This window comes from Streptomyces sp. NPDC008092, assembly GCF_042957285.1.
Lineage (GTDB): Bacteria > Actinomycetota > Actinomycetes > Streptomycetales > Streptomycetaceae > Streptomyces.
This window is the reverse complement of the sequence record NZ_JBIBHY010000015.1, coordinates 206,432-230,901: the sequence shown is the minus strand read 5'-3', so window position 1 is coordinate 230,901 and position 24,470 is coordinate 206,432. Positions and strand designations below refer to the sequence as shown.

Annotated in this window: 19 protein-coding genes; 5 read left to right on the top strand and 14 right to left on the bottom strand. The window is 73.6% G+C overall.

Annotated features, from left to right (window positions below):
- Nucleotides 1-9 precede the first annotated feature (9 nt).
- Nucleotides 10-1,374, bottom strand: coding sequence for a cation:proton antiporter (locus tag ACFZB3_RS39210; protein WP_391385259.1), 1,365 nt, complete (start codon nt 1,372-1,374; stop codon nt 10-12).
- A gap of 378 nt (nt 1,375-1,752) precedes the next feature.
- Nucleotides 1,753-2,925, bottom strand: coding sequence for an FG-GAP-like repeat-containing protein (locus tag ACFZB3_RS39205; RefSeq protein WP_391385257.1), 1,173 nt, complete (start codon nt 2,923-2,925; stop codon nt 1,753-1,755).
- Between the two features lie 712 nt (nt 2,926-3,637).
- Here ACFZB3_RS39205 and ACFZB3_RS39200 point away from each other — a divergent pair.
- On the top strand, nt 3,638-4,561 hold the full coding sequence (locus tag ACFZB3_RS39200; RefSeq protein ID WP_391385254.1) for an alpha/beta fold hydrolase: 924 nt from the start codon (nt 3,638-3,640) through the stop codon (nt 4,559-4,561).
- A 54-nt stretch (nt 4,562-4,615) separates the two neighbouring features.
- Here ACFZB3_RS39200 and fxsT read toward each other — a convergent pair whose 3' ends face one another.
- The 5 genes from fxsT to ACFZB3_RS39175 all read right to left on the bottom strand — a co-directional run bounded on the left by fxsT (nt 4,616) and on the right by ACFZB3_RS39175 (nt 13,230).
- Nucleotides 4,616-8,557, bottom strand: coding sequence for an FxSxx-COOH system tetratricopeptide repeat protein (fxsT, locus tag ACFZB3_RS39195; RefSeq protein WP_391385250.1), 3,942 nt, complete (start codon nt 8,555-8,557; stop codon nt 4,616-4,618).
- A complete protein-coding gene (locus tag ACFZB3_RS39190) occupies nt 8,554-9,852 on the bottom strand; it encodes a TIR-like protein FxsC (RefSeq protein WP_391385247.1) in 1,299 nt (432 codons plus the stop codon). The genes fxsT and ACFZB3_RS39190 overlap by 4 nt, the downstream gene beginning before the upstream one ends.
- 121 nt (nt 9,853-9,973) lie before the next feature.
- Nucleotides 9,974-10,747, bottom strand: coding sequence for an AAC(3) family N-acetyltransferase (locus tag ACFZB3_RS39185; RefSeq protein WP_391385244.1), 774 nt, complete (start codon nt 10,745-10,747; stop codon nt 9,974-9,976).
- Nucleotides 10,744-12,894 (bottom strand): radical SAM/SPASM protein FxsBH, inactivated beta-hydroxylase extension form, encoded by a 2,151-nt coding sequence (gene fxsBH / locus ACFZB3_RS39180; RefSeq protein ID WP_391385241.1) that lies wholly within the window; start codon nt 12,892-12,894, stop codon nt 10,744-10,746. Before fxsBH ends, ACFZB3_RS39185 begins: the two co-directional genes overlap by 4 nt.
- A 159-nt stretch (nt 12,895-13,053) precedes the next feature.
- On the bottom strand, nt 13,054-13,230 hold the full coding sequence (locus tag ACFZB3_RS39175; protein WP_391385238.1) for a hypothetical protein: 177 nt from the start codon (nt 13,228-13,230) through the stop codon (nt 13,054-13,056).
- 188 nt (nt 13,231-13,418) lie between these two features.
- Here ACFZB3_RS39175 and ACFZB3_RS39170 point away from each other — a divergent pair, with 188 nt between their 5' ends.
- A complete protein-coding gene (locus ACFZB3_RS39170; RefSeq protein WP_391385235.1) occupies nt 13,419-14,333 on the top strand; it encodes a DUF4231 domain-containing protein in 915 nt (304 codons plus the stop codon).
- 20 nt (nt 14,334-14,353) lie between these two features.
- Here the strand turns inward: ACFZB3_RS39170 and ACFZB3_RS39165 are convergent, their stop codons facing one another.
- The 6 genes from ACFZB3_RS39165 to ACFZB3_RS39140 form a co-directional block, all read right to left on the bottom strand.
- On the bottom strand, nt 14,354-14,890 hold the full coding sequence (locus ACFZB3_RS39165; RefSeq protein WP_391385232.1) for a hypothetical protein: 537 nt from the start codon (nt 14,888-14,890) through the stop codon (nt 14,354-14,356).
- A 119-nt stretch (nt 14,891-15,009) separates the two neighbouring features.
- Nucleotides 15,010-16,047: a rod shape-determining protein gene (locus tag ACFZB3_RS39160; protein ID WP_391385229.1), complete on the bottom strand. Its 1,038-nt coding sequence runs from the start codon at nt 16,045-16,047 to the stop codon at nt 15,010-15,012.
- Between the two features lie 177 nt (nt 16,048-16,224).
- Nucleotides 16,225-17,622 carry a carboxyl transferase domain-containing protein gene (locus ACFZB3_RS39155; RefSeq protein ID WP_391385225.1) on the bottom strand — a complete coding sequence of 466 codons (1,398 nt, stop codon included), beginning with the start codon at nt 17,620-17,622 and terminating at the stop codon, nt 16,225-16,227.
- Nucleotides 17,615-19,096 carry an AMP-binding protein gene (locus ACFZB3_RS39150; protein WP_391385222.1) on the bottom strand — a complete coding sequence of 494 codons (1,482 nt, stop codon included), beginning with the start codon at nt 19,094-19,096 and terminating at the stop codon, nt 17,615-17,617. The genes ACFZB3_RS39155 and ACFZB3_RS39150 overlap by 8 nt, the downstream gene beginning before the upstream one ends.
- Before the next feature lie 114 nt (nt 19,097-19,210).
- Nucleotides 19,211-19,822, bottom strand: coding sequence for a class I SAM-dependent methyltransferase (locus ACFZB3_RS39145; RefSeq protein WP_391385219.1), 612 nt, complete (start codon nt 19,820-19,822; stop codon nt 19,211-19,213).
- 73 nt (nt 19,823-19,895) lie between these two features.
- Complete coding sequence (locus tag ACFZB3_RS39140; RefSeq protein ID WP_391385216.1) at nt 19,896-21,008, bottom strand: MerR family transcriptional regulator; 1,113 nt, start codon at nt 21,006-21,008, stop codon at nt 19,896-19,898.
- Between the two features lie 177 nt (nt 21,009-21,185).
- Between ACFZB3_RS39140 and ACFZB3_RS39135 the strand changes: the two genes are divergently transcribed.
- A complete protein-coding gene (locus ACFZB3_RS39135) occupies nt 21,186-22,061 on the top strand; it encodes a RimK family alpha-L-glutamate ligase (RefSeq protein ID WP_391385213.1) in 876 nt (291 codons plus the stop codon).
- Here the strand turns inward: ACFZB3_RS39135 and ACFZB3_RS39130 are convergent.
- Nucleotides 22,039-22,596, bottom strand: coding sequence for a hypothetical protein (locus ACFZB3_RS39130; protein ID WP_391385211.1), 558 nt, complete (start codon nt 22,594-22,596; stop codon nt 22,039-22,041). The genes ACFZB3_RS39135 and ACFZB3_RS39130 overlap by 23 nt on opposite strands.
- Nucleotides 22,597-22,771: 175 nt before the next feature.
- On the opposite strand from ACFZB3_RS39130, the gene ACFZB3_RS39125 reads away from it, so the two are divergent.
- Nucleotides 22,772-23,545 carry an IclR family transcriptional regulator C-terminal domain-containing protein gene (locus ACFZB3_RS39125; RefSeq protein WP_391385208.1) on the top strand — a complete coding sequence of 258 codons (774 nt, stop codon included), beginning with the start codon at nt 22,772-22,774 and terminating at the stop codon, nt 23,543-23,545.
- Nucleotides 23,542-24,420 (top strand): SMP-30/gluconolactonase/LRE family protein, encoded by an 879-nt coding sequence (locus ACFZB3_RS39120; protein ID WP_391385205.1) that lies wholly within the window; start codon nt 23,542-23,544, stop codon nt 24,418-24,420. The genes ACFZB3_RS39125 and ACFZB3_RS39120 overlap by 4 nt, the downstream gene beginning before the upstream one ends.
- The last annotated feature ends 50 nt before the right edge of the window (nt 24,421-24,470 follow it).

Genomic DNA, 24,470 nt, shown 5'->3' with positions numbered 1-24,470 from the left:
GCCATGGCCCTACGGCCGTGGCGCCGGCCCGGCGTCCACGGCGGGGACCTGCCCGGAGTCCGGTGTCTGCTCGGTACCAGGGCCGGTGCCGGTCTCGACGTCGGTACCGGCACCGGCACCGGCACCGGTGCGGCGGGTGGGCGGTGTGTCGGCCGGGCGGTGGAGCGGGCCGATCAGCGGTCCGGCGGCGGCCGTGGTGAGCAGCGCCATCACCACCAGCAGCGCGTACAGCCGGGGACCGATCACCCCGGCCCGCAACCCCACGTCGAGCACGATGAGTTCGGTGAGCCCCCGGGTGTTGATCAGCACACCGACCAGCAGCGAGTCACGCCAGGGCAGCCGGGCCGCGCCCCGGGCCGACAGGGCGCCGGCGGCCACCTTGCCCGTCACCGCCGCGGCACATATCACCAGCAGGAGCAGCAGGTCGGAGGCGTGCAGTCCGTCGAGCCTGACGGACATGCCGGAGATCGCGAAGAACACCGGCAGCAGCAGACCGCCGGTCTCCTGGAGCGGGTTCAGCACCTGGCTGTCGGGGGCGCCGTCGGGCTGGCGGGGCATGATGACGCCGGCCAGCAGCGCTCCGAAGATCACATGCAGTCCGAGCGCGCTGGTGGCCCACGCCGAGGCCAGCGCCAGGGCGGCGGCGACGGGGACGTGATGGGCCATCAGGGCGCCGGGCCGGTGCATCCACCACTTCAGCGCCGGCCGCACGACGAGGAACATCGCCCCTACGTACGCCGACAGCAGGGCCACCTTCCCGGCCCAGGACCCCACCGAGCCGTTCCCGCCGCCGATCAGCGCGATCGCCAGCACCGGCCAGCTCAGCGCGTCGATGACACCGGCGGCCGCCATCGCGATCGTGGCGGGCCCGGTGCCAGCCAGCCCCTGGTCCCTGATGATGCCGGCCAGTACGGGGACCGCCGTGACGGACAGGGCCACCGCCATGTAGAGGGTGAATTTCGCGTCGACCGGATGTCCGCCGTTGACGGAACGGAATCCTCCGGGATTCAGCAGAACGACAACGGCCCCGATCAGCATGGGAATCACGAACCCGCTCAGCGAGACGGCGGTCACCGCACCGCGATTGCGCAGCCGGCCGAGGTCGAGTTCATAGCCGACCGCGAAGAGGAAGAGCACCAGGGCGACTTGTGCCACCGACGTCAGAACGGGCTTGATCTGGCCCGGGAAGAGGGTTTCGTACACCCCTCCGGGGGCCAGGCCCAGCAGGCTGGGACCGAGGGCGATGCCGGCGGACAACTGCCCGATGACGGGGGGTTGGCGGAGCCTTCGGGCCGCCGCTCCCAGCACCGAGGAGGCCGCGATCACCACCGCGAGGGCTGCGACGACGTGAGTGACGGTGGAGTCGACGCTCACTGGCACACCCCTTTCGGCGAGTGCCGCCCCCTTGTGGAACATGCCGGTCGGGAGCGGGAGCGGGAGCGGCGGCGGAAGCGGGGGGCGGCGGTGAAGACGATCTTATTCGTACCTGGCACGGGCGCGCGCGATCCGGGATTCGGCGGAGGCCGCGCCGGATCGGCACTGCATTCGAACGGTATTTCCGTGCCGGAGTACGTGACCTTGCCGCGCCGGAGAGGGACTGGACAAGGACGTCGAATTCCCGGGACTTCGTTATCTGGACCCGCTGCCCGAACCGCGCCTGCTCCCGGCAGCGGCAGCGGCAGCGTCAGCGGCTCCGGCGCGAGCCCGCCCGGGCCCGCCCGGGCGCGGACGCCGCACCCGGACGAGTGGTGCTCAGACGCACGAACCGGTGAAGACGTCCACCGCGTCGTCGCTGCTGCTCGCCACCAGCAGGTCCGTCGTGCCGTCGGAGGTCACGTCGGCGGCGGCCGCCTCGTAGGCACCGTCCGCCGACAGCTCGGTGAGTTCGGTCAGCTCGCTCACCGAGCCTTCGGAGCTGCCCGTGTAGACCTCGACCGAGTTGCCGTTGAGGGACGAGACCAGCACGTCGGGGAGGTCGTCGCCGTTGACGTCGGCCGTGTTGACGGCGACCGGCAGGGACGAGGTGGTGTAGTCGACGGGGTCCTGGAAGGTGCCGTCGCCGTTGCCGGCGTAGATCTCCAGGGTGTCGGAGCCGTTGCTGACGGCGGCCAGGTCGGTGCTGCCGTCCCCGTCGAAGTCGCCCTGGGCGAGGGAGTACAGCCGTGCCACGCTGCCGTACTCGGTGACGTCGCCGAAGGTCCCGTCGCCCTTGCCGAGCGCCACGCTCACCCCGCCGGCCGTGGCGACGCTCGCGGTGGCGAGGTCCAGGACGCCGTCGCCGTCGAAGTCGGTCAGGACCAGCCCGTGCGGCCGGGTCACGGTCACCGTCTGCGAGGAGACGGTGAACGCACCTTCACCGTCGCCCAGCAGCAGGCTGACCCGCCCGGCCGACTCCTCGGCCACCGCGACGTCCAGGTCGCCGTCCCCGTCGACGTCTCCGGCGACCAGCGCGCGGGCGCCCGAGCCGACGGTGTACTCGGTGGCCGCACCGAAGGCGCCGTTCCCGGTGCCGAGCAGGACGCTCACCGTGCCGCCGTCGAAGTCGGCGGTGGCGAGGTCCGGGTTGCCGTCGGCGTTGAAGTCGGCGATGACGGTCTGGTACGGCGCGTCGCCCACGGAGTAGTCCGTGGCCGTGCCGAAGGTGCCGTCGCCGTTGCCGAGCAGGACGGAGACCGAGTCGGCGGAGTTGTCCGCGGCGACCACGTCGGCGTTCCCGTCGCCGTCGAGGTCACCGGTCACCACGTGCCGGGGGTTGTCCCCGGTGCTCGCCGAGGTGTCGGACCGGGTGAAGGAGCAGGTGGTTGCCGTCGCCGTGGCCGGCTGGCTCGCCGAGGCCACGGCGGTGACGCCGGCGGCGACCGTCAGGGCACCGGCGGCTCCGAAGGCCACGACGCGCGCGGCCCGGCGGTTCCTGTGCTTGCTCATGACCGGACGGATGTCCTTCCGTGAGACGCGGAGAATTTGTCTGCCATGGGCACGGGAACCTAGGGGCGCCGCCTGTGATTCACGTGTCACCGGACCGTGGTTTCGCAGGGTGCCGCGGCCCCGCCCCGGCCCCGGCCCGCGTGGCCCCGCCAACTTTCCTGCCCCGCACCAGGCTTGGATCCGCCATGTGCGGGGCAGAGCCCTCCTACCGGACAGCAGGCACCGGTCAGGGCTCGGCAAGAGGAGGGCGTCATGGACGGTCGGATCCGCGTACGCGTTGTTCGTCGGCCCGCTCCCCGCGGGCAGGAGATCGACCGCAGGACGCCTTCCGGGCGCATCCTGCCGTACTAGCACCGGCGCGCGGGCGGGCCGGTACGCGCCGTCCGCCCCCGCCCCCTTGCCCCTCCCCGCGCACCGACCCGCAGGCGATCACCGACGCCCACACCACCACGCGTCAGGCCGACGCCGAACCGGACCGGGACAGCCACGCCCCCGCCCTCCGCCCCGGCCGCGTCGCCGCCCGCCGCAACCGACCCCTGCCGCCGAGTTGGTCCGCGTGCACACCGGGAGCCGAGGGGACGACGTCGCGGTGCCGGCTCGCGCGCCGGGCCACCGGTCGGCCGCACCCGGCCGAGGCGCCCGTACCGCCAAGCGGGCCTTGGCAACCCCCGTTGACCTGGTCATTCGTTTCGCGGTGCAGCGCCGCGGGCACATGTCGTCAACGTGGTCCCGGCCACGGGCCCAGGAGGAGGGCGCGGCAGTGCTTGACCAGGTACGGACCGCGAGCGGGCGGCGGTTGAGGGTGGAGGTCTCGGGTGATCCTCAGGGGCGGCCGGTGTTTCTCCTGCACGGCACGCCCGGCAGCCGGGTGGGTCCGCGGCCCCGGCCCGTGCTTCTTCACCAGCGGAAGGTCAGACTCATCAGCTTCGACCGCCCCGGATACGGCGGTTCGGATCGCAGGGCCGGCCGACGGGTGGCGGATGCAGTCGAGGACGTGGCGGCGGTGGCGGACGCCCTCGAAGTGGACCGGTTCGCCGTGGCCGGCCGGTCCGGCGGCGGACCGCACGCCCTCGCCTGCGCCGCCCTGCTGCCGGACCGGGTGACGCGGGCGGCCGCCCTGGTGGGACTCGCGCCGCCGGACGCCGAAGGGCTCGACTGGTTCGCCGGGATGGCACCGTTCAACGTCCAGGAGCTCCGTACGGCCGCCACCGATCCGGAGCGGTACGCGGCCCGGATCGTCACGCGCTCGGCGGTCATCCGCCGCGACCCGGCGCGGATGCTGGAGGACCTGCGTTCGGACCTGACCGAGGAGGACCGGCGGATCGTCTCCGACAGCGGCACCCTGTCGATGCTGCTGCACAACTACCGTGAGGCGCTGCGCTCGCCGTACGGCTGGATCGACGACGTGTTCGCGCTGACCAGCCCGTGGGGCTTCGACCCGGCGCACATCGGGGTGCCGGTGCTGTTGTGGCACGGGGCGAAGGACAGGTTCTCGCCCGCCTCCCACTTCTCCTGGCTGGCCGCCCGCATTCCGCGGGCCGAGGCCGTGCTGGAGCCGGAGGCCGCCCACTTCGCGTCGCTGCGTGCCCTGCCCGGTGTGCTGGACTGGCTGCTGGCGAGCACGCTGACGGGCTGACGGGCTGACGGGCGGACGGCGCGGGACCTACGGCGTGCCGTCCGCCGCGTGCGCTCACACGGCGAGCGGCTCCAGGTCCCGGTACACCCTGCGTTCCTCCAGCGCGGAGCGGGTGATGCCGTTGCTCTCGCCGAGCTGGTGGCGCAGCCCCCGCAGCGTCCCGAGGGCCTCCTCGCGCAGCGTGCGGGCCTCGTCCAGGCGGCCGAGGGCGGCCAGCGTGAGGGCGCCGTTGCCGATGACGGCCAGGGTCTCGGGATGCTGGGCGCCGAGGGCGGCGCGCAGCGCGTCGGCACAGCGCCGCTCCCGCTCCCAGGCCTCCTCCGGCCGGCCGGTCCCGGCGAGCACGATCGCGTAGTTGGCGGAGCAGAACTGGGTGTGCGGGTGGTGGGCGCCGAGCAGACCGGTCATGCGGTCCAGCACCTTCAGGAACAGCTCCTCCGCCTGCTCCGCGGCACCGCAGCCCCACTGGAACACACCGAGGTTGTTCATCGCGGCCTGGGTGTACGGGTGCGCCTCGCCCGGCTTCTTCAGGTACTCGGCGAGCACCTTCCGGGCGACGTCGCGCGCGGCCTCGGGGTCCTCGGCCGCGAACAGGTCGGCGGCCAGGTTGAGTTCGCAGGCGAGGGAGTCCGGGGTGGAGACCGTGTACTGCTCCCGGTACCGGTCCAGGGTCGCGGAGGTCAGCCGCCGGGCGTCCTCCAGCCGGCCCGCCCTGCGCAGCGACACCGCGAGCGACTTCGCACACCGCAGGGTGCCGGGGAACTCCTTGCCCAGCAGCCGCTTGTGCTGGTCGTACGCCCGGGACAGCACGGTCACGGACTCGGTGTACCGGCCGACCTCGCGCAGGTCGCGGCCGAGGTTCTCCGCGGACGACAGGGTGTAGATGTGATCGGCGCCGTCGACCTGGGTGCGGCGGGCGAGGGTGCGTTCGTCGATCTGCCGGGCATCGGCGTACCGGCCGACCATGCGCAGCGCCAGGGCGAGGTTGTTGGCCGCTTTCAGCGTGCGCGGATGGGCCTCGTAGAAGAGGTCGCCGAAGCCGTCGTGCGCCTCCTTCGCGAGCTCCACCGCCCGGTCGTACTCGCCCAGTGCCGCGAGGTCGCTGGAGAGGCCGGAGGTGGTGATGAACGTGTGCGGGTGCCGGTCGCCGAGCAGCCGGCGCTGCCGCCTGAGCACGTCCTCGTCCAGCTTCCGCGCCTCGACGTACAGCCCCTGGGTGCGCAGTACGTTGGCGAGCTGGCAGCGCAGGTACAGGTACTGCTCGTCGTCCTCGCCGAGGGGTTCCTTCCAGTGGTCGAGGAGTTCCTCGGCGAGCCGCCGCGCCCGCGGGAGCTCGCCGCGCTTCCACAGGTAGCGGACGCGGTCGACGAGCAGCCGGCGCGGCTCCGGCTCGGTGCAGCTGCGGACGTCGGAGGCGGTCAGATGCGGCCAGATGATGTCGAACTGCGGCCAGTTCTCGCGGTTGTCGGTGGGTTCGTCGCCCTTGGGGCGGGCCCCTCTGAGGATCTCGTGCACCGCGTGCCGGGCCGTGCGCTGCTCCTCTTCCGGCATCCGGGAGCGGATCACCGCCTGCACGAGCCGGTGCACCTGGATCGAGCGGGAGATCTGGTCGACCTTGGCGAGGGCGAGCCGGCCGATCTCCCGCACCAGCCGGCCGACGAGCAGGCTCTCCGTCAGGCCCAGGGCGGTGAGCATCTCGTCGCTGTCGTAGAGCAGCTCGGAGGAGATCGGCTCGGCGGAGAGGAAGGCGCACAGCTGCAGCAGCCGTACCGAGGCGGGTGACCGTTCCTGCAGCCGCTCGATGGAGATGTTCCAGGTGGCGGCCACCGTACCGGGGTAGTCGGCGGGGTGGTTGAGCCCCATCACCGCGGCCGTCTCCTCGGTGAGGCGGTGCAGGTACTCGGCCGCCGGCATGGCGGTCTCGGCCAGCCAGGCCCCGGCCTGCTCTACCGCGAGCGGCAGGTCGCCGACGGCCTCCGCGACCCGGTCGGCCTCTGCCGGGCCGAGCCCCGGGGCGCGCCGGGACAGGTGGTCGACGCTCTCCTGCCGCCGGAAGACGTCGACCGGGAGCGTCTCGCCCTTGTCCGACCACGCCTGGTTCCGCGAGGTGACCAGGATGTGCCCGCCGCCCGCGGTGGGCAGGTACCCGGCGAGGCCGTCCGGGTCGTCGGCGTTGTCGAAGACGAGGAGCCACCGGTTGGTGGGGTTGCCCCGGGAGAGCATGCGCACGGTCTCCCTGCTGGCCAGTGCCATGTCCTCGCCGCCGGGCGCGCCGATGCGGGAGCCGAGTTCGGCGAGCGCGGCCACCACGTTGTCGATGTTCTCGGCCGGCACCCACCACACCAGGTCGTAGTCCGCCTTGAAGCGGTGCACGTACTCCAGCGCGATCTGCGTCTTGCCGACCCCGCCCATGCCGAACAGCGCCTGGGGCCGGGGCAGTACGGCGGTCATGCCGCTGCACAGCTGTTCCCGCACCCTGTCGAGGAGGTGACCCCGCCCGGTGAAGGCGCTGTTGCGCTGCGGCACGTTCCAGTGGGCCGGGACGTGGCCGGGGAACCGGGGCGCCGCCGGTCCGCCCCTCGGCACCTGCCGGGGCAGTTCGAGCGCGCCGAGCAGCGCCTCCTCGCAGCCGGCCTCGTCGAGTCCGTACAGGTCGACGAGGCCGGCCCGGCGCTGGTACGAGTCCGGCGGCCGGCCCTCGTCCACCCGCACCGGCACCAGCGGTCCCGGTGGCCCGTCACCGTCACCGTCACCGTCGGCGACCGGGCCGGGCAGGCTCCCGTCGTGCCGGGAGGCGTACAGCGCCTCGGACCACAGGAGCAGGGCGCGGGTGCCGGGGGCGGGAGCGCCGGGCGGTCCGGTGACCAGGTCGTGCAGTGTCACGGTGCAGCCCGCCCGCTTCAGCAGCGACTCGATCCAGTCGGCCCACATCCGGTTCTCCGCCGCGTGGACGACCGTCACCCGCATGCCGCTGTCCTGCGGCCGGCGCCGGATGAACGCGTCCCGGCTGCGCAGCCGCACCGGTTCCGGGATCGGCGGCAGCGCGGTGACCTCGTTGCCGGACACGAACGCGGTGAGCCTCTCGTAGGCGGACAGCAGCGACCCGGGGTCGCCCTTCCTGTCCCCGACGACGGCGAGGGTCTCTTCGTACGAGTAGTAGGGCTTGTACGGTACTTCGACGGCATTCCAGTAGGCGGTGACCTCCTCGGTGCTCAGCCGCTCCCCTCGCGGTCCGGTCGGGAGGCCGGCGAACTTCCGCCGGGCCGCCGCGCGGCCCGCCTCCGCCTTGTCCTCCTCCTCGTCGTCCACGCGCATCGGCACGGGCAGCACCCGGATACGCCGCTTGCGGTGTTCGTCGCCGACGCTGTACGCGACGTCGGCGGCGCCGTCCAGGGACTGGTCGTTGAACGTGAAGCAGTCGACGAGGACGTCGGGCATCTGCAGGGTGCAGATGTCGGCGGTGTCCGACCGCCCGGTGCGCGAGTCGATCAGGACGTAGTCGTACGAACGTTTCATGCTGTCGCGCAGCGCCTCCAGGAACATGCCGCCGCCGAGGCGGTCGTAGAAGTTGTCCCAGTCCAGGAAGGAGGCCGTGCCCGCGTAGGCCGGGAACTGGCGGCCCGCGGAGAGGAAGTCGAGCGAGCCGCCGCGCTCGAATCCGAGTCCCTGCCGCTCGGGGGCGAGCGAGACGGCATGCTGCTCCACGTCCGCGAACTCCAGGTGCCAGGGCCCCGTGCGGTCGATTCCGTCCGTCGCTGCCCAGGCGTAGTCCTGAAGGATGTTGACGATGCCCCCGGTGGCGGTGAGCACGTCGGGATCCAGGAACGGGTGGAAGAAGCGGTCCAGTCCCGGGGCTTCGAGGTCCCAGTCCACGGCGAGGACGCGTTTGCCGTTGGCGGCGAGAATCCAGGCCACGTTGGCCAGCGCCATGGTCCGTCCGGTGCCGCCCTTGTACGAGTAGAAGGTGATGATGCGTCCGTCCTCCGAGGCAGTCATGCCTCTCCTCCGGGTGCGTCTTTCGGGTCTGGGCGGGGCGGGCGGTAGGGGTCGGCCAGAACAGGCCTGGGTATGTGCGGGCCCGGGGGCAGCCGGACCTCCTGGCTCTTCAGGAACTGCCGGGTCGTGTAGGCCACGAGTCCGGGCAGTACCTTCGTGAAGGACGTCAGTGTGGGTACGCCGTTGACGGCATACCGGTAGTCGCTGCGCCGCACCCGGTCGAGGACGGCCGGCATCACCCGCTCCAGTTCCTCCGCGAGCCGGCGTCCCTCCTCCCCGTGGTTCTGCAGGTCCGTCCGGCAGCGCGGCACGATCGCGTTCACCCACGGACGGGACCAGGCGTCGAACATCTTCAGCCTGTTCCGGTGTCTCTCGTCGGTCAGCGCCCACTGGTCCATGAGGAGGATGCCGGGCTGCGTGTCCCCCGGCTCGCCCGACTCCTGCGGCTCGTCGCCGGGATTCTCGTCGTCGAGGGCGACGACCGTCACCCGGTAGTCCAGGGAGCGGATCAGTTCCTCGGCATGCGAGGACAGCGCTCGTGTCGACTCGGTGTGGTACGGGTTCCAGTCCAGCGCGTCGTCGCCGTAGGGCTGGGCGTCGCGGTGCCGCGGGACGGAGTCACGGGTCGGCGCGGCCACGGTCAGCCGGATGCGCCGGGGCCCCGTGCCGCGCGGTTTGAAGGCGCTCGGCGTGCTCTCGTAGTCCCGGGGGCGTCCGGGAGGCAGCCGGGACTCCCGGGCCGCCTGCACGATGCGCTCGGCGAGGCCGAACACGGTCTCGTCGTACTCGTCACGCAGCCGGCTGAGCTTGATCAGCCCGTAGATCCCGTTGCTGAGGTACCGCCCGCCCGACGACACGTCCTCGACATGGATGTGCCGTACGGAGTCCGGGAGTTCGCGCATGTCGACGCGTGTCCACAGGGCGGGTACGACGGCTGGGACGGTGGCCGTCCCGGTGGTCCTGGCGTTCAGTATCCGCTCGTGGAACGCGTACCATTCGCGGCCGCACATCTCGCTGGAGAAGTAGCGCGGCGAGAACAGCGGTACGAACACCCGGCAGGCGGCGAGGTTCTCGCTCAGCTTCTCGGGCCAGCCCTCACCCGAACGCATCTGCCGGTCCATGAAGCCGGCGGGCGACCCGGCGGGCAGGTCGGTGAGCGCCATGATGTGGCTGCACAGGTCGTTGAACAGGACGCGCACCCAGTGGTCCGGATCCCCGCTCTCCGGGCCCCACGGCGGAGTGTGCGCGTACGAAAGGAAGAAATAGGGCCGGTTGTCCGGGGTCCGGTCCGCCACGCGATCCGCTGTGCCCACAAGCCCCCCTGCCGGCCGTCGGACCGATGGACCGCCCCGCCGACGGTTGCTCTACGGCCGAACCAACAATGTGCCCGAAGCCACACCCCGGAGTTGGCTGCTTTCAGGTCAAAGGTCGGCGATATCCGGACATCTGGATCTTCGCGTGCGCGACCAGGTCCCGCATGGCGCACAGCACGACGGGCTTCGCCCCCCACTCGGCCTCGGCGAGCAGTTCGCGCGGCAGCCGCGAGCCGATCTCCCCGAAGTCGCTGTCGTCCAGGGAGAGGTCCCGGTACGAGACCCAGTTCCCCTGCGCGTTCACCACGCACCGGTACGTGCGCCGGGGCGGCCTCGGCCGCATCAGGTACTCGGCGTAGTGGAACGCGCTGCACACCTCGAACCCGACCCGCAGCAGCAGGATCTGGGCGCCGGCGGCGTACAGCCTCGCCATCGGGGAGAGCCGGCCCAGGTGGCTGCGCATCGGGTGCCGGCGCAGCAACCTCCCTGCCGCGGGCCCGAGTCCGGCGAAGGAGGTCTGCGGATGCGTGCTGCGCACCGCGCCGGGCGTCGACCGCACGCACTCGGCGAGCGCCCCCATCGTCGGGCACCCGGTGGTGTCCGGTTCGAACGGCGGCATCGCCCCGCGGTACGCGGCCGCCTCGGCTTCGCTCAGGCCCGCGACGGCCTCCCGGTGGGCCCGGGAGGTGTCGGAGTTCTCCGGCGTGAACGCGGGCACGATCAGGGTGCCCTCGGGACCGAGCGCGGCCAGCAGTTCGTCCCGGACGAGTTCCGGGCCGGCCCCGCTGCCGCTCAGCGAGGCGTGCACCATCAGCACCCCGCCCCGCCGGACACCCAACGAGCCCAGTACGCGTCCCAGTTCCGTCGATTCGCTCATGACCCCTCGCCCGTACTCGTCCACTGTGACCACATGCGGGCCACCAACACGGCCCCGGTCGGCGTCAGTTCGGACTCCGGCAGCAGGGTGAGGGCGGTGAGCGCGCGTGCCGCCTCCTCCCGGGCCCGCCGTCCCAGCTCTTCGTCCGCCCGGTCCAGCAGGGCGCCGGCCGGGCTGCCCGGCCGGTGCAGGTCGGCCGTCTCGCGCAACGCGGTGCGGCGGGCCCGGCGGCCGATGCGCGGGAGTTCCCGGGCGAACTCCTCGGGGGTCACGTCGACCGCCACGCCCAGCGCCCCGAAGCCGTGGCCGCCCAGCACCAGACCGCTGCCCGCCGCCAGCGGGGTGAGGACGGTGGGCCGGAACGCGTCCGGGTCGGCGTACCGGTCCGGTGCTTGCCCGGCCGCCAACTCGTAGGCCCGGGCCATCCGTTCGGCGAACCCGCCGCACTCCTGCGGTGAAGCCACGGGGAAGGGATAGCAGTCGCGGTAGGGGTCGGCGTCGTCGATCAGCGGGCCGTCCCGGACCGGCAGCCGGCCGACGGGGCGCCAGCGCGCGGAGACGGACACCTCGCCGGGGCGCACCCAGCTCCCACCGGACCCGCGGTCCTCGCGTACCCGGAAGGCGTCCGGTGCCACGGTGACCTCGACGCGGCCGGGGGCGTCCAGGCGGTAGGTGCCCCAGGTGGGCAGGTGCAGCCGGGTGCCGGGCTGGTCCCAGGAGAGCGTGGCCGGTGACCCTGCCCGCAGGGCCGCCGCGATGGCCAGCGCCATGAACCGGGCCGTGTCGGCGGGGCCGCGCAGGGAGCGCTGGAGGCTCGTGCGCACGTAGGGATGCGCGAGGACCTCGTCCAGCCCCGGGGCGGTGCCGGGGCCGGCGTCCAGGGCGAGCAGCAGCCGCCAGGCGTCCGCCCAGTCCGGCTCGGCCGCCGGCTGCTCCTGGGCCCGGCGCAGCAGCACCCGGTCCAGCTCCAGCTGGGCCCAGGAGAGATGCGCCGACCCCAGGACCGCGGGTGAGAACGTGCGGTCGGTCACCCGGTCGGCGATCCCCTCGACCAGGGAGCGCAGGTCGCCGCAGAAGACACTGGGGTTGTCGAAGCCGTTCCCCGAGCGGTACCGGTGCCCGTACAGGCCGCCGCCGCAGGACCGCACCACCGGGCAGCTGCGGCAGGTGTCGCTGAGTCCGTCGACACCCTGCTGCCGGGCCTGCACACCGGGGTGCGCGGCGAACTCCGCGAAACCGTGCCGGAAGACGTCGTAACCCGTCTCCGGGGCGCCGGCGTAGGCGGTCTTCAGCCAGTCGGCCTGCTCGAAGGTGCCGTCCGTCTCGATCACGGCGAGGTCGCTGGGCGCCAGCCCCAGCGACTCGGTCAGGGGCGGCCCGCCGTGCAGCGTGCTCAGCACCGAGTCGAAGGTCCGCACCGGCATCGGGCGGCCCTGCTGCTCCCAGCGGTCGAAGACCGCGAGCAGCCAGTCGGCATACGGTGTGGTCGTCCCGGCCGGGTTGGGCGGCGGGCGGTCCCAGGTGGAGTGCGGGAGCAGGTAGTCGATCCGCGGCGGGGCCAGTTCGGTGAGGGCGTCGTGCACGGCGACCGGGTCGTTCGCCACGTCCACCGTGCACAGCACTCCGCTGAACAGGTCGCGGTACTCGGGTTCCTGGAGCAGCCGGATGCCGCGGACCACGCGGTCGTGGCTGCTGCGGCCCCTGCGGTCGAGCCGGTGCCGGTCGTTGGCCGCACGGTCGCCGTCGAGCGACACACCGACCCGGACCCCGAACTCCCGGCAGACGTCCAGGTGCCGCCGGTTCAGGGTGACCGCGTTGGTGTGCATGCGCAGGTCGAGCGCGGTCAACGGGGAGAGGGTGCGGGTGAGTTCCGCGCAGATGTCCCGCAGCCGGGCCGGCCCGACCAGCAGCGGCTCGCCGCCGTGCAGGATCACTGAGACGGACTCGACGGCCCGGGATCCGACGTGCTCGGCCAGCCGGGCGGCGACGGCGCGCACGGTCTCCGGGCGGATGAAGGTCGGGCGGTTCCGCCAGCTCCGGTCGGCGTGCTGATACACGTAACAGTGGTCACAGAGCAGATCACACCTGCTGTGGATCTTGAGGACCAGCTGTCTCAGAGGCGGGTCTTCGGGCGACTGGCTCGTCACCGGAGGGAGTTTGTCAGACTCCCCGCGCCCGAGGCGCCCCAAAACACTTTACCGGTGGGCGCATTGATGCCCATCGACGCACGGACGCGGGCGCGGGCGGCACGCCTGCCCGGCGGGCGCACCCACGTCCGTGCGAACGTTCCCGTGTCGTCCTTCAGGTCAGATCGCCGAGTCGAACGTCACCGTGGCCGGACGGCGGACGCCGAAGTCGATCACGCGGCGTGCGGCGTTCGCCGCGGCGACCCCGAACGGGTCGATGGCCGTCAGCGGTTTGCGCGGTGCGACCGGTTCTGCGGGCTGAACGGCGTGCCTCTTGGGCGTGTTGCTGGGGTTCATGATTCTCATGGCTCCCGTTCGCGTGCATGGAACCGAGTCCGGTCCCGATGGTGCGGAACCTACACCAGGAATGCCCGGCGGCCCTCTTGTGCACGGGGCTGCTTTCCCCACTCATTGTGTTCTTAGGCCATCTTGTCGGGGGGCGCGCAAGTCTTCGAGAGCGCGCGGCGAATTCGGGGGGCGTTCAAATGGGGGCCGCTACCACTCCTGTACCGGGCACCACACTGGGCGAACAGGACCTGCCGCCACTGTTCCGGATGAGCGACCAGTGGGCGCTACGCCACCAGAGCGACTCGTTCCGGGCGGTGCGTACGCATCTGATCCTGCTTCTGCTGGCCACCACGGCCGCCGTCCTGACCGAGCAGGCGTCGGGCCACGTCATGACGGTGCTCGCCGCCGTGCTCTACGGGCTGACGATAGCCCTCGGTCTGAGCACCTCGCGGCGCCGGTCCCGCGCCCACTGGCAGGCGCACCGGGCGGCCGCCGAGCTGCTCAAGTCGCTGGCCTGGGAGTACATGGTGCACGGCGGCGCCCTCCACTCCCAAGTCGCCGATCCGGACGCGGTGTTCGCCGAGCGGCTTGAGCAACGCCTGCGCGAGCTGCGCAAATGCGGCTGGGAGGACTCCCGTGACCCCGCGGAACGGGGGAAGGGGCAGATAACGCCGCGGATGCGCGCGGAGCGGGCCAAGTCCTACGCGGCCCGCCGGGACCTGTACCTGCGCGACCGGCTCCTGGAGCAGGCGGTCTGGTACAAGAACCGGGCCGTCCGCGCGCACCGCGCCGCCGCCCGCTGGTCCTCCGTCACCGCGGCGCTGACCCTGTGCGCCCTCGCGGCCGCCCTGCTGCGGACCGTCGGCATGCTCGGCGGCGCCGACCTGGCCGGGCTGCTCAGCGCGGCCGCCGCGGCCGGTGTCGCCTGGCAGGAGGTCCGCCGGCACGGTCCGCTGACGCAGGCCCACTCCCTCATCGAACAGGATCTGGAGACCACCCGGATCGCCATGACCACGACGGTGACGGAGGCGGGCTGGGCCGAGGCGGTGGAGGAGGCGGAGCGCCTGATGTCCCCGGCGCACACGGAGTGGCTGGTGCGCTTCGGCACCTGAGCCGGGTCCGCCGCGCCCCGTCAGTCGCGCAGCGCCCCGTCCGGCCACAGCACGGTCACCGGCACCCCGATGCGCCGCGCGTAGGCCACCACGTCACCGGTGCCGCCCAGACCGCGTGCCGGACGGCCGTCCCACACGGCGACCAGCTCGTCGGAGCGCTCCGCGATCCACTGGCCCGCCGCGAAGTACGCCTGCTCGTGGGTGGGCTGGACCGGGAGCTCGACCCGGTGGGCGCAGCGCTGCAGGATCCTGCGGTACGACGCCCGCGCCGCGTCGTCGCCCAGGTGGGCCTCGTAGTCCATGCCCGGGATCACGGCCGTCACCGGGACGCCCTGCGCCAGGGCGAGGTCCGCGAACAGCTGGTCCGTGCCGGCCGCGAGGCAGCTGAGCGCCTCCAGTGCCACGTCGGTACGGCTGAGCTGCCGCTGCAGCGCGGAGCGCACGAAGGGCAGGACGGACGGCGGGATCGCACGGTGTCCGGTCACGCCGATACGGGTGACCGTGAGACTGGGGACCGCTGCCGCTTTGGCCGGGCGGTCGGCGATATTGACTGTCACGGAGCGTCCCCTTCCGTCACCATCGGTGAGTCCACCCTAATCGAGGGGCGCCAAGGTGCGCAGGGGGCGCGTCGGTTCACGTCGGTGCCCGGGCGCGGGGAGCGGGGTGTTCCCTGTGTTCAGGCGGCCAGCGGGTCCAGCACCAGCGGCTCGATCCGGCCCTCCAGCATCGCCCCGATGCCCTGGACGGCGCACACGTCCGGCCGCTCCGCGATGTGCACCGGCATGCCGGTGGCCTCCCGCAGCAACTGGTCGAAGCCGGGCAGCAGCGCCGAGCCGCCGACCATCATGATGCCCCGGTCGGCGAGATCGGCGACCAGGTCGGGCGGGCAGTCGCGGAGCACCTTGCCGATCCCGTCCAGGACGGACATGAGGGGCGTCTGGATGGCGTCCCGGACGGCCGCGGTGTCGACCCGCACGCTTCGGGCCAGCCCGGTGGCCACGTCCCGCCCGTGGATCTCGGTGGAGGCCGGGCCGTACGGGGTGAGGCCGTTGCCGTCCAGGGCCAGCTGCAGGGGCCGCACCGACTGGTTCGGCAGCATCAGCGCGTGCTCGTGCCGCAGGTGCTGCACGATCGCTTGGTCGACGGCCTCCCCGCCGACGGGCATCCGCTCGGCGCACACGATCGACCCGAGGGAGAGCACGGCGACCTGCGTCGCGGCGGCCCCGCAGACGAGGATCATGCTCGCTTCCGGCCGCTCGACCGGCAGCCCGCACCCCACCGCCGCGGCGATCAGCGTGTCGACCAGCTCCACCCGTCGCGCCCCCAGCCCCACCAGCGTCTCGATGGTCGCCCGCTGGGCCAGCGGGTCGGCGTCGTGCAGGGTGCAGGCCGCCGCCCGCAGCCGGGGCTTGCGGCGCAGCGACCGGCGGATCTTGTCGCCGAGCAGCTGGCGCAGCATGCGCTGGGCGATCTCGATGTCGACGATGGTCCCGCCGGAGACGGGCCGCACGACGCGGATGTAGTCGGGGGTACGGCCCGTCATCTTCTCCGCGAACTCGCCGACCGCGATCAGGGCGCCGGTGCGCGTGTTCATCGCGGCGACGGAAGGCTGGTCGACGACCAGGCCCATGCCCTTCACGTACACCCGGGTGCGGGAGGCCCCCAGATCGACGGCGAAATGGCAGCGGCGCAACTGCTCCAGACTGACGGTCACGGCAGATCCTCCCGGTGCGCGGGCCGTGTGGGGTGACACCGCCGGTCGGCGGCCTGCTTCGCATCCTCCGGGGGATCGGAGCGGCGCGCCTGCGGGGAGGGGCCGGGCGGGGCGCGGCTGAATGGGGGGTTTCGCGCCCGATCGGCCGCCCGGGAGGTCGGTCGGCGGCCCGGCAGGTCAGTCCGGCGGTGCGGGTGCCGCGAGGCCGTCCGGGCAGTGGCCCACGATGCCCCGCACCACCCCCAGCTCCACCAGGTCCTGGGGCCGGATGCGCAGCTGGCCGGCGGTGGTCTCGGTCTCCTCCGGGGGGCGTTTCAGGATCGCCGCCGCCAGTTCCGGGGCGATGACGGAGAAGTAGCTGTCCGGGGTGGCCCACGTGTCGCCCGGCGCGGCCAGGGCGAGCGCGCCGCCCGAGCCGCCCTCCCCGATGACGAGGGTGGTGATCGGCGTCCGGGCCGCCGCGACCTCGCCGAACAGCTCCGCGATCGCGGCGCCCGCGCCCTGCCGCTCGGCCTCGGCGTCGTTGGCGGCGCCCGGGGTGTCGACGAGGGTCAGCACGGGGATCCCCAGCCGGTCCGCGAGCCGTATCAGGCGGGCGGCGGTGCGGTACCCGGCGGGCCTGGTCGCCGTCCCGGTCTGCGCCGCGAAGGCGACCGAACGGCCGTCCCGCTCGCCGAAGCCGCAGAGCATCCCGCCCGGGTCCGCGCCGCCGCACCGGTCGCCGACGAGGGCGACCCGGCGGGTGAAGTACGCGTCCAGGTAGGCCTCGGCCCGCGGGCGGTGCGGGGCGCGGGCGCGGGTGACGGCCTCCCAGCCGGTGGCGGGCAGCGCGCTGCCGCCGAGGGCGAGCGGCGGGTCGGCGGGTGTCGGGGCGGGCGCGGTCAGCAGCCGCAGCCACAGCCCGAGCGAGGCCTTCAGCTCCGCCAGGGGCACCACGGCGTCGGCCGCCCCCGCCGCGAACTGCGCCTCGGCCGTGTACGCGGCCGGGTCGGCGTCCGGCGGCCGGACCCGGGAGCCGGCGAAGCCCACCTGGGCACCGGGCAGCGCCAGGACCACGTCGGCGCCGGCGCCCAGGGTGGCCCAGCCGCCGCCGGTCGTCGGGTCGCGCAGGACCGCGACCTGCGGCAGCCCCGCCTCCCGGGTGAGCGCCGACTGGCGGGCCACGCGCTGCAGCTGGGACAGGGCGAGCATGCCCTCCTGCATCCGGCTGCCGCCGGTGGCGACCAGCGGCACGACCGGGAGCCGGTGGGCGCGGGCGTGGACGTAGGCCGCCTCCAGCCGGTCCCCGGTCCGCTCGCCCAGCGAGCCGCCGAGGAAGCCGAACTCGAAGGCGACCAGCACGGCGGCCGTGCCCTCGACCCGCGCGGTGCCGACGACCACGGACTCCTCCTCGCCGGTGCGCTCGGCGGCGCGGGCGCGCGCGGCGTCGTACCCCTGCCAGCCGAGCGGGCCGTCGGGCGGCGACCGCCGCGCCGGGTGCGGGAGTTCGGCGAAGGTGCCGGGGTCGGCGACGAGGCCGAGGACCCGGCGGGCCGAGAGCCGCGCGGGCGTCGATCCGGGCGCCGGCTCAGACACCGAGGGACCGCTTCATGATCTTCCCCATGTCGTTGCGGGGGAGGGCCTCCAGGTAGTGGACGACACGCGGCCGCTTGTGCGGGGCGAGCCGCCCGGCGACGTGGTCCGCCAGCTCCTTCGCGGACGGCGGCGCCTGCGGGTCGGCCGGCACGATCCAGGCGACGATCCGCTCGCCAAGGTCCGCGTCCGGCTCCCCGGTGACCGCGGCCTCCCGCACCCCCGGATGCTCCAGCAGCGCGTTCTCGATCTCCCCGGCCCCGATCTTGTAACCCCCGCTCTTGATCAGGTCGGTGGCCTTGCGCCCGACGATCCGCACATAGCCGTCCGGCTCCCGCACCGCCATGTCCCCGGTGCGGAACCAGCCGTCGGCGGTGAAGGCGGCGGCGGTCGCGTCGGGCCGGTTGAGGTACTCGGTGAACAGGTTCGGGCCGCGCACCTGGATCTCGCCGACGGTCTCCCCGTCGTACGCCGCGATCGCCGTCCCGTCCTCCTCCACCAGCCGCAGCTCCACCCCCGGCAGCGGCACCCCCACGGTCCCCGCCCGGGCCTCGCCGTCGGCCCTGACGCTGGTGTTCATCAGGGTCTCCGTCATGCCGTACCGCTCGACGACCCGCCGCCCGGTCGCCGCCGCGATCCGCTCGTGGTCGTGGACGGGCAGCGCGGCCGAGCCGGAGACCAGCAGCCGGGCCCGGCCGAGCGCCTTCGCCAGCCCGGGGTCGCCGGGCAGGGCCTCGGCGATGCGGTGGTACATGGTCGGGACGCCGAAGAGCATGGTCGCCCCGTCGTTCAGCTCGCGCGCGACCCCGTCGGTGTCGAACCGCCCGAGGTGCCGGACCGATCCGCCGCGCCGCAGCGGCCCGAGGATCCCCAGCACGAGGCCGTGCACATGGAACAGCGGCAGGCCGTGGACGAGGACGTCCTCCCCGGTCCACTGCCAGGCGTCGGCGAGCGCGTCCAGGGTGGCGGCGAGCGCCCGGCGCGGGATGACGGCGCCCTTGGGCGGGCCCGTGGTGCCGGAGGTGTAGACGACGAGGGCGGGGTCGGACTCGGCGGTGCGGTCCTCGGGCAGCGGCCCCACGGCCGCCGCGTCCACGTCGATCCGCTCCAACCCGGCGAGCGCGGCGGGGAGTTCGGCGCCGGGCGCGGCCAGGACGGCGGACGGCGCGCTGTCGGCGAGGATGTGCGCGAGTTCCTTCCCGCCGGACCTGGGGTTGAGCGGCACGGCCGCCCGCCCGGCGAGCAGGGTGCCGACGACGGCCACCGCCGTCTCCAGCTCCGGCGTCGCCCACACCGCGACCCGCTCGGCCTCCCCGACCCGGCCGGCGAGGGCGCCGGCCGCGGCGGCGAGCTGCCCGTACGTCAACGACCGTGCCCCGAACCGCAGGGCGACCCTCCCGCGGCCCCCGTCCGGGGGGACCCCCATCTCGCTGCGCTCGCCCGGACCGTTCACCAGCGCCGGAAACAGAAACGACACGCGACGACTCCTCACCGGTCGGAACCTCGACAGCCTCTTCCTACACCAGCCGCCACCCTCCGGGGGCACCCCACTCGCGCTCCGCACCACGACCTTGATCACACCGCCGGGCCGTCACAGCCGCCGGGTCCCGACGACCGCACACAGATCGGGCGCGAGCCGCACCTCCACCGCCCGCAGCGCGGGATGCTCCAGCCAGTGCAGCCGCGCCCGGTCGACGTCCCCGCCGAACCGGGGCGGCCACCGGCCGGACGGGGTGAAGTCGTCGACGACGACGGTGCCGCCGGGCACCAGCAGCCGCTCGACGTCGGCCGCCGGGTCCCCGGGCACCTTCCCCTGCCCGCCCCCGTCGAGCACGAGCAGATCGAAGGGCCCGTACGCCGCGATGTCCTGCCACTCCCCGTGGACCACGGCGGTCTCCGGCCGGTCGTGGAACACCCCGGCGGCCGCCCGGGCCCGCTCCGGCTCCCGCTCCACACTGACGAGCCGCACACCGTCCCGGGCCCCCGACGCGAGCCATGCGAGCCCCACCCCCATCCCGGTCCCGGTCTCCCCGATCCGCCCGCCGGGCCCGCCGACCCCGCCGGCCAGCAGCTGGAGCAGCCGCCCCTGCTCGGGCCGGCACGAGTAGGGGAACGACCGGGACCGGGCGGCGTCGAGGGCACGCCGGACGAGGGGAGGAAGACCGGCGAGGCCGGTGTAGGCGTCGGTGCCGTCGAGTGTCATGGCGCACTTTCTACCGGGCCGGGCGGAGCCCGCTCGTGCCGAGCCTCCTGTCCGGCTGATCCGGCCGAGCCTCCTATCCGGCTGATCCGGCTGATCCGGCTGATCCGGCTGATCCGGCTGATCCGGGTGGGCCGGTGGGTGACACGACGTCGGCCACCACCGCGCTCACGTTGTCGGCCCCGCCCGCCGCATTGGCCGCCTCGGCGAGCACCCGTACCGCGTCCTCCGGCTCGCCCCCGCCCAGCAGCTCCCGGATCCGCTCGTCGGAGACCTCCCGGGTCAGCCCGTCCGAGCAGACCAGGTAGCGGTCGCCTGCCCGCGCCTCGTGCAGTTTCAGGTCCGGGGTGTCGGCGGCGCCTCCCAGGGCCTTCGCCAGCAGCATCCGCTGCGGATGACTGCCGGCCTCCTCCGGCGTCAGCCGGCCCTCGTCGATCAGCGCCTGCACCACACTGTGGTCGTGGGTGATCCGGAACAGCTCCCCGTCCCGCAGCAGATACGCCCGCGAGTCCCCGATGTGCACGAGGGCCAGCCGGGACCCGGTCCACAGCAGCGCGGTGAGTGTCGTACCCACGTCCGCACTGCCCTCCGCCACCCCCTGTACGGCCTCGGCCGCCGAACGCACCGCGTCCTCCAGGAGGTTCAGCACGTTCCCCGCCGAAAGCTCCGTGTCCTCCAGGGGCTTGAGCGCCGCCACGGCGGCGGCACTGGCCGACGCCCCGGCCGGCCCGCACCCGTCGGCGACGGCCAGCAGCCGGCGCCCCGCGTACGCGGTGTCCTGGTTGGACGGCCGGACGTGCCCCCGGTCCGAGTGGGCGGCATAACGCAGTTCCAGCATGTTCGTCGTATCCCTTCTCGATTCTCCGGACAGGTGGTCGACGAGGAACACGGCCAGGTCCCGCCGTACGGCGGTGTCCGCCTCCACGCGGGCCCAGTACGCCCGTATCTCCCGGGCGGCCCGGTCGGCCGGCAGCGCGCACACCTCGCGGATCCGCGCCAGCGGCATGCCGAGCCGCCGCAGCCAGGCCACCAGCCGGGCGCGTTCCAGCTGTGCGCTCGCGTAGTACCGGTAGCCGGTCTCCGGGTCGACCCGGGCGGGCTTCAGCAGATCCAGCTCGTCGTACAGCCGCAACGCCTTCGGCGACAGCCGGCAGGCCTTCGCGAAGGCTCCGATGGTCAGCAACTCCATGCCGCCTCCATGCCGCTCCCATGCCGTCGCCATGCCGTCTCCGTACCGGTCGGACCTCGCGTTCCCCGACGTCCGCCACCGATGCTGGGGCTTCACCGAGGGGGAAGGTCAACAGTGTTCCCGGGTTAGCCTGCCGGAGGACGGAACGCCGACGCCGACAGCCAAGGGAGCCCCGCCGTGCCCCGCATAGCCCTCGCCACCTACGACCCCGGCACGGAACCGAGCAAGGACCGGGACCTGCCGGTGCTGCTGGAGGCGCTGACCGCCGCGGGGGCGGAAGCCGTCGCCCGGCCGTGGGACGACCCCGAGGCCGAGTGGGGCGGGCACGACCTGGTCGTCATCCGTTCGACCTGGGACTACGCCTGGCGGACGGACGAGTTCCTGCCGTGGGTGGAGCGGGTGGGGAAGGCGACCCGGATCGCGAACCCGGCCGAGGTCGTGCGCTGGAACACCGACAAGCGGTATCTCGGCGACCTCGCGGCGGCCGGTGTGCCGGTGGTGCCGACCCGGTACCTGGCCCCCGGCGACCCGACCGCCGGACTGCCCGCCGACCGCGACTTCGTCGTCAAGCCCACCTACGGCGCCGGCGCCCGGTTCGCCGCCCGCTACACGCCGGGCGAGCACGGGACGGCCGTACGGCACCTGGCCCGGATGCACGAGGAGGGGCTGACCGCGATGGTCCAGCCCTACGTCTCCGGGATCGACGTCAGCGGCGAGCGGGCGCTGCAGTTCTTCGGCGGGCGGCTGCTGCACGCCAGCCGCAAGCGGGCCGTGCTCACGCCGGGCACGGCGTACGACGCGGACAAGGTCGCCCACCCGGACCTGGCGGTCTGGACCCCGACTCCGGCCGAACTCGCCGTGGCGGAGCGCGCGTTGGCCGCCGTACCGGACGCGCCGGAGCTGCTGTACGCCCGGGTGGACCTGGTCGACGGCGCGGACGGGCGGCCGCAGGTGATGGAGCTGGAGCTGGTCGAGCCGAACCTCTTCCTGTTCCTGCACCCGGGATCGGTGGCCGGGGTGGCGGAGGCGATCATCGGCGCGGCTCGTCGATGACCGCGGTGCGCTGCAGCAGGCCCCAGGTGAACTCGGCGACCACCTGACGGCCGTCGGGCACCTGGAAGGTGAGCCCCCAGCGGGTCGGGGCCGTGCCCTCCAGGGGGCGGGCCGGGGCGAAGGCGCGGGCGGCCTCGTCGACCGTGCAGGACCAGGGGGTGAGGTCGTCGTAGCTCTCCAGTCTCGGGGCGGGGGCGCCGGGGGCGCGGACCAGCCACTCGTTCCAGACCGCGCCGCCGGGGCCGACCATGACCTCGAAGCACAGGGTCGGCCACAGCGGGAGCGGCCACTGCCAGGCCGCGCACTCCAGGTCGCCGACGGTGCGCTTGGTCTCCCGTTCGGGCGGTCCGAGGACGGAGCGGTAGCGGGCCGCCGCCGAGCGGGACCGGGGCGAGCGGGCCATCGCCTGCCAGCGCTTGTTGGCCTCCCGCATGTCCGCGATCGAGGCGCCCAGCGTGCGCCGGGCGTCCTCCACCAGGTCCGGGTTGTGGTCGGCCATGCGGCGCAGCAGCACCAGCTGGAAGTCCAGTTGCATGCACCCATCGTGCATGTGCCGGTACTCGGCTGGTTCCCGGCCATTGCCCACGGAATCCCCGATGGTTAGCCTGTGTTCGTCATGCCGATCGCCTGTTGATATCTCGAACGGCTCCGCTGCTGAGACGCGCGCCGCACCGATATCCGGCGCCTAGACCCAAGGGAGGGGGCCGGACGTGGGACGCCTCGTGCCTGCCGTGACCCGGGCTCTCGACATTCTTGAGCTCTTCCTGGACGGGGACGGGACTCTCTCCGCCCCCGACATAGTGCGCAGACTCCAGCTGCCGCGGACCACCGTGCACGAGCTGGTGACCACGCTCTCCGCCCGGTCGTACATCGTGCCCGTACCCGGACAGCCCGGACGTTACCGGCTCGGTGTCCGTCCGTACCAGCTCGGCAGCCGGTACGCCGAGCAGCTCGACCTCGCCGCCGAGGGCCAGCAGGTCGCCCGGTCCGTCGCCGAGACCTGCGACGAGACCGTCCACGTGGCGATCCTCGAAGGCACCGACGTCATCTACATCGCCAAGGTCGACTCCACGCACGCGGTCCGCATGGTCTCCGCCGCCGGCCGCCGGCTGCCCGCCCACTGCACCTCGGTCGGCAAGATGCTGCTGGCCTCGCTGCCGGAGCCGGAGCTGACCGCGCGCATCCCGGACGACGCCGACCTCGTCGCGATGACCCCGAACAGCATCACCGAGCCGGGCGCGCTGCGCGAGGCCCTCACGGAGATCCGCGCCCGCGGCATCGCCGTGGAGAGCCGCGAGTCCAACCCGGACGTCTCCTGCGTCGCCGCGCCGGTCCGCGACCGCACCGGCCAGGTCGTCGCGGCGCTGTCCATCTCCGTCCCGATGATCCGCTGGAGCGACGAGCGCCGCGTCGAACTGGAGCAGCTCGCGGCCAAGGGCGCCGCCGAACTCTCCGAGCGCCTCGGCCACCGGAGCGTGGCATGACGACGAAGGCGACGAAGGCGACGAAGGTGACGACGGCGTACGAGGTCGCGGTCGCCACGGAGGCGACGCTCGGCGAGGGCCCCACCTGGGACCCGGCCACCGGCCGCCTGATATGGATCGACGTCCTCGGATCACGGATCCACACGTACGACCCGGCCACCGGGCGCCGCACGATCCGCACGACGGACCAGCACGTCGGCGCGGTCAAACCGCGCGCGGGCGGCGGCCTGGTCCTCAACCTCCGGGACGGCGTCGGCCTCCTCGACCCCGACGACACGTTCCGCTGGCTGCACCGCGAGCCGGTCCCGGGCCGCCGCGCCAACGACGCGGCCGTCGCCCCCGACGGCTCCCTGTGGGCCGGCACGATGCGCTACGACGAGGCGACCGGGGGCGGCACGCTCTCCCGGGTGTCGCCCGACGGCACGGCGACGACGCTGCTGCCGGACGTCACGGTCAGCAACGGCATCGGCTGGAGCCCGGACGGCCGCCGCGTCTACTACGTCGACACGCCGACCCGCCGGGTGGACGTCTTCGACTGCGCCGACGGACTCCCGGTCGGCCGCCGCCCGTTGGTGACGATCGAGGAGGAGGCCGGCTTCCCGGACGGCCTGACGGTCGACGCGGACGGCTGTGTGTGGGTGGCGCTGTGGGGCGGGGCGGCGGTGCGCCGCTACACGCCTGACGGCGAGCTGGACCGGGTGATCAACCTGCCGGCCACGCTCACGACGGCCTGCGCGTTCGGCGGCGCCGACCTCACCGACCTGTACGTCACGACGGCGCGGGTGGGCCTCGACCGCCCGCACCCGACGGCGGGTTCACTGCTGGTCGTCCCGGACGCGGGCAAGGGCGTCGCCCAACCTGCCTTCCAGGGCTGACCGACCTTTCGACAGCGCCCTGTCAGGGGCGCTGGGGTACCCCCAGCGCC

Excerpts from the sequence above, each read along its gene's own strand:
- ACFZB3_RS39140 (WP_391385216.1), bottom strand. The coding sequence starts at position 21,008 with ATGGAGTTGCTGACCATCGGAGCCTTCGCGAAGGCCTGCCGGCTGTCG.
- ACFZB3_RS39185 (WP_391385244.1), bottom strand. The coding sequence starts at position 10,747 with ATGAGCGAATCGACGGAACTGGGACGCGTACTGGGCTCGTTGGGTGTC.
- ACFZB3_RS39175 (WP_391385238.1), bottom strand. The coding sequence starts at position 13,230 with ATGAACCCCAGCAACACGCCCAAGAGGCACGCCGTTCAGCCCGCAGAA.
- ACFZB3_RS39200 (WP_391385254.1), top strand. The coding sequence starts at position 3,638 with ATGTCGTCAACGTGGTCCCGGCCACGGGCCCAGGAGGAGGGCGCGGCA.
- ACFZB3_RS39145 (WP_391385219.1), bottom strand. The coding sequence starts at position 19,822 with ATGACACTCGACGGCACCGACGCCTACACCGGCCTCGCCGGTCTTCCT.
- ACFZB3_RS39130 (WP_391385211.1), bottom strand. The coding sequence starts at position 22,596 with ATGCAACTGGACTTCCAGCTGGTGCTGCTGCGCCGCATGGCCGACCAC.
- ACFZB3_RS39170 (WP_391385235.1), top strand. The coding sequence starts at position 13,419 with ATGGGGGCCGCTACCACTCCTGTACCGGGCACCACACTGGGCGAACAG.
- ACFZB3_RS39120 (WP_391385205.1), top strand. The coding sequence starts at position 23,542 with ATGACGACGAAGGCGACGAAGGCGACGAAGGTGACGACGGCGTACGAG.
- fxsT (WP_391385250.1), bottom strand. The coding sequence starts at position 8,557 with ATGACTGCCTCGGAGGACGGACGCATCATCACCTTCTACTCGTACAAG.
- ACFZB3_RS39205 (WP_391385257.1), bottom strand. The coding sequence starts at position 2,925 with ATGAGCAAGCACAGGAACCGCCGGGCCGCGCGCGTCGTGGCCTTCGGA.